The organism is Spirillospora sp. NPDC049652 (genome assembly GCF_040675125.1).
GTDB lineage: Bacteria > Actinomycetota > Actinomycetes > Streptosporangiales > Streptosporangiaceae > Spirillospora.
On the sequence record NZ_JBFAOF010000726.1, the window covers coordinates 1 to 3,850 of the forward strand.

Here is a 3,850-nt window from a genome sequence, read left to right on the forward strand (position 1 = left end):
GGCAGGACGATCCGGACGCGCTCCCGGACGACCAGCGCCGCGGCCAGCAGCGACCCGGCGACCAGGCACACGCCGAGCACCAGCCCGGGACCGCCGCCGCCGAAGCCGTCCACGAGCGCGCCGACGAGCGTCACCCCGGCCAGCAGCGCGCCCGCGCCGAGCCCGGTCAGCATGGGCCCGCCGGCCGGGGCCGGCCCGTACTGGCCGGACGGCCGGTCCGCGCGGCGGGGTCCGGGCGGCCGGTCCGCGCGGCGGGGCCCGGACGGCCGGGCCGGGCGGCAGGCGCCGGACGGCCGGGCGGGCCGGGCGGGCTCGATCCGTTCACGTGGCTTCCTCGTCGTGAAGGCGGCCGCTCGCGGGTGCGGGAGGCGGGTCCGCCGTCCCTTCCTCCCGTGCCGTCCAGCCTGCCAACAGTTAAGCGTGAGCGCAAACATGGCGCTGGGCCATTCTGCCCGGCGCCCGCGGCGGCCGCCCGCCGACACGGCGAAGCCCGGCCGGACCTTGGGGAAAGTCCGACCGGGCTTGACGCGCGGTTCAGGCAGACGGGTCCATGGACGGCCGCCCGACGGGATCAGCGGGTCAGTTCAGGCCGAACGCCCGGATCACCTCCTGCTCGACCGTGTTGCCCGCGTCGTCCGCGGCGGTCGCGCGGATCGACACGAACGCGCCCGGGGTCTTCGGGTAGGAGACCGTCCCGGACCAGCCGGAACCGGCGCGGGAGAGCTTCACCCGCTGCCAGGTCCTGCCGTCGTCGAAGGACACCTGGAGGGTGGCGGCCGTCGCCTTCGCGCCCGCGCCGGCCGCGCCCGGCTGCTGCCAGGTGGTGAGGCCGACGGCGCCGCGCGTGCCCGCCTTGGCGTTCCCGCCGAGGTCGGTGCCGACGGTGTAGCCGAGCTGCAGCAGCGGCAGGAGCGCGTCGGCGTCGGTGCCCGCCGACGTGAACTCCCACGAGTTGCGCGTGGTGGTCGAGAGCCGCCGCGACGTGTTGGTCGTGTCCTGCTCGAAGCGGTACTTCGCCGGGCCCTCCACGTGCGGGACGGGCTTCTGGATCGCCTGCGAGGGGGACGTGGCGACCAGCGTGCCGTTCTGGAACAGCCGGGACGCGATCTGCGAGCGGTCGTCCGCGCCGGTCGTCCGCGTGCCGCCGTCGGTCGGGACGTTCACCTGGAAGAAGTCGCCGGACCGGAACGGCCCCCAGTAGCCCTGGCCGAGGCGCGGGCGGGTGACCGGCTCGAACCAGTCCAGCCTGGACGTCCCCGGGGCGTAGGCCCGGTTCTCGTAGCGCTGCCCCCAGCCCTCGGCGGTCTGCACGTCGGCGTACCAGGTGTTGCCCGCCTCGGTGGACACGTAGCTCACCCGGGCGCGGCCGAGGCCCTGCGGGTCGAACGGGCCCTGGCACGGCGGCCACTGGTAGTCGCGGCAGTCGCCGCGCGACTCGAACGCGACGGCCTTCGGGTCGCCCACGAACCGCTCGTCGACCCGGGCCAGGGAGCCCTCGCGGACGTTCCAGCCCAGCCCGGACGGGATGCCGCCGGGGTACGACCTGCTCAGGTCGTACCTGTACGGCGCGAACTCCACGGCCGACCCGACGAGCCGGCCGCCCTTCCGCGCCCCGGCGAGCAGCCGGGCGCCCTCGGCCTGCGTCACCGACGCGACGGGCAGCTCGGACCCGAGGTAGTTCGTGAACCGTCCCGGACGGTCGTTCGCGACCAGCAGGAAGGCGGCCCCGTGCGCCCGCGCGGCGGCCACCGCCTCGTCCGGGCCGACCGCGTCACTGCGGGTGATCACGACGGCCGCGCCCTTCGCCCGGACGCCCTCGTACTCGTCCGCACTGCCCTTCCCGGCCGACACGACCGGCAGGTCCACCCTGCCGTCGAGCCGCACCGAGCCCTGGAAGTACAGCGGGTCGAGCCCGCCGATCCCGGCGGTCCCGGAGATCCCCAGGTAGGGCGATGTCATCCGGTAGCGGACCGCGAAGTCGTACTTGCCGCCCGCGACCTTGCCGGTGGGCAGCGCGTACACGTCGTCCACGGAGTTCGGGACGGTGTAGGTGGTGGAGAACGCGGCGAACTGGCCGCCGATGCCCGAGTCGTGGAACGACCCGATCCGCCGGTAGTCCGGGACGGACCGCTTCGGCGTCCGGACGGTCAGCCGCGCCGCCTTGCGCGCGTCCAGCGTGAGCGCGGTGTCCTTGGTCAGGTTCAGGTGCGGGGCGCTGAGGAACGCGACGCCCGTCGAGCCGGGTCCGTGGTCGCCCGCGACCGCGACGGTCCCACTCACCGAGTAGACGCCCGCGGCGAGCCGCAACCGCGGCACCGCGCCCGTCGCCGGGTCGGCGGTGACCGTCTCGACGAACTGGTCGCCGTACCGGTACAGCGCCAGGTCGCCGCCGACCGGCTTGCCGTCCCGCCCGGCCAGCCGGATGTCCAGGTCGTAGCGCTCGTTCTCCTTGACCAGGCCGAGGGCCGTGTGCGCCACGACCTTCCCGTCCTGGTCGGCGGCGTCCACCTGGCCGGTGAAGTTCCCGGTGCCGGACGCGTCGTCGGCGTCGGCGGTCACGTCCACGTCGGCGCTGCCGTGCGCGGGGACGGTGACCCGCGTCGCCGACAGCTTGAACAGGCCGGTCGCGTCCTTGGCGTCCGGGCCGGTCGCGTGGGCGCTCAGCCGGAGGTCGCGGGCGGAGTCGCCGGAGTTGGTGAAGGTGACGGTCCGGGTGACCGGGTCCGCGGAGGAGTGCGGCCACTTGTGGTAGCCGAAGAACTGGGAGCCGGTCGCGGACAGGTCGCCGACCGCGCCGGGCAGCCAGAGCCGTCCGGAGCCGAGCTCGTAGGCGGAGGTGCCCGTCAGCTCGGTGGAGGTGGACATGAGCGCCGCCTTGAGCTGCGGGGCCTTCCAGTCCGGGTGCTGCTGGGCGAGGATCGCGGCCGCGCCCGCGACGTGCGGCGTCGCCATCGACGTGCCGCTCATCTGCACGTAGGAACCGCTTCCGGGCGAGTCCTTGGAGCGCGCGGCGGCGATGTCCACGCCCGGCGCCGCGATGTCCGGCTTCATGCCGGAGTCGCCGCCGCGCGGGCCCATGCTGGAGAAGTAGGCGCGCCGGTCCTCCGCGTCCACGGCCCCGACGGTCAGCGCCGAGTCGGCGGTGCCGGGGCTGCTGACCGTGCCCTCGCCGCCGGTGTTGCCCGCGGCGATGACGAACAGCGAGCCGGTCTGCGCGCTGAGCCGGTCCACGGCCTGCGCCATCGGGTCGCCCGCGACGGTGACGCTCGGGTCGCCGAGGCTCATGCTGACCACGCGGGCCTTGGACGCGGCCCACTCCATGCCCGCGATGATCCACGAGTCCTGGCCGTACCCGTCGTCGCCGAGCACCTTGCCCATCACGACCTTGGCCTCGGGCGCGACGCCGGACCGCCTGCCGTCCGAGGCGGCGCCCGTCCCGGCGATCGTGGACGCCACGTGCGTGCCGTGCCCGACCCTGTCGGTGATGTCCTGGCCGGGGACGAACGAGGTGCTGCCCTCGGCGACGCGTCCGGCCATGTCCGGGTGCGTGACGTCGAGGCCGGTGTCGAGGACGGCGACCGTCGCGCCCCCGCCCTTCCGGCCCTCGCGCCAGACCTCGGGCGCGCCGATCTGCGGGTTGCTGACCTCGTCGGACGCCTTGACCTTGCCGTCCAGCCAGATCTCGCCGAGCCCGCCGGACAGCGCGCGCGGCGCGACGCCCTTCGCCGCCGGGGCGACCGAGGCCCAGAACGCCGTGGCCCGGCCCTTGCCGATCTGCAGCGCAGCGCCGCCGATGCTCGGCAGGTCGCGCCTCTTCGCCGCGCCCGCCGGGGCGGACCGCGCGGCCGTC

General features: G+C 75.3%; 1 protein-coding gene. It reads right to left on the bottom strand.

Annotated features, from left to right (window positions below; translation table 11 throughout):
- Positions 1-579 precede the first annotated feature (579 nt).
- On the bottom strand, positions 580-3,850 hold a 3,271-nt coding region (locus AB0J52_RS31450), incomplete at its 5' end, for a S8 family serine peptidase (RefSeq protein ID WP_500186398.1).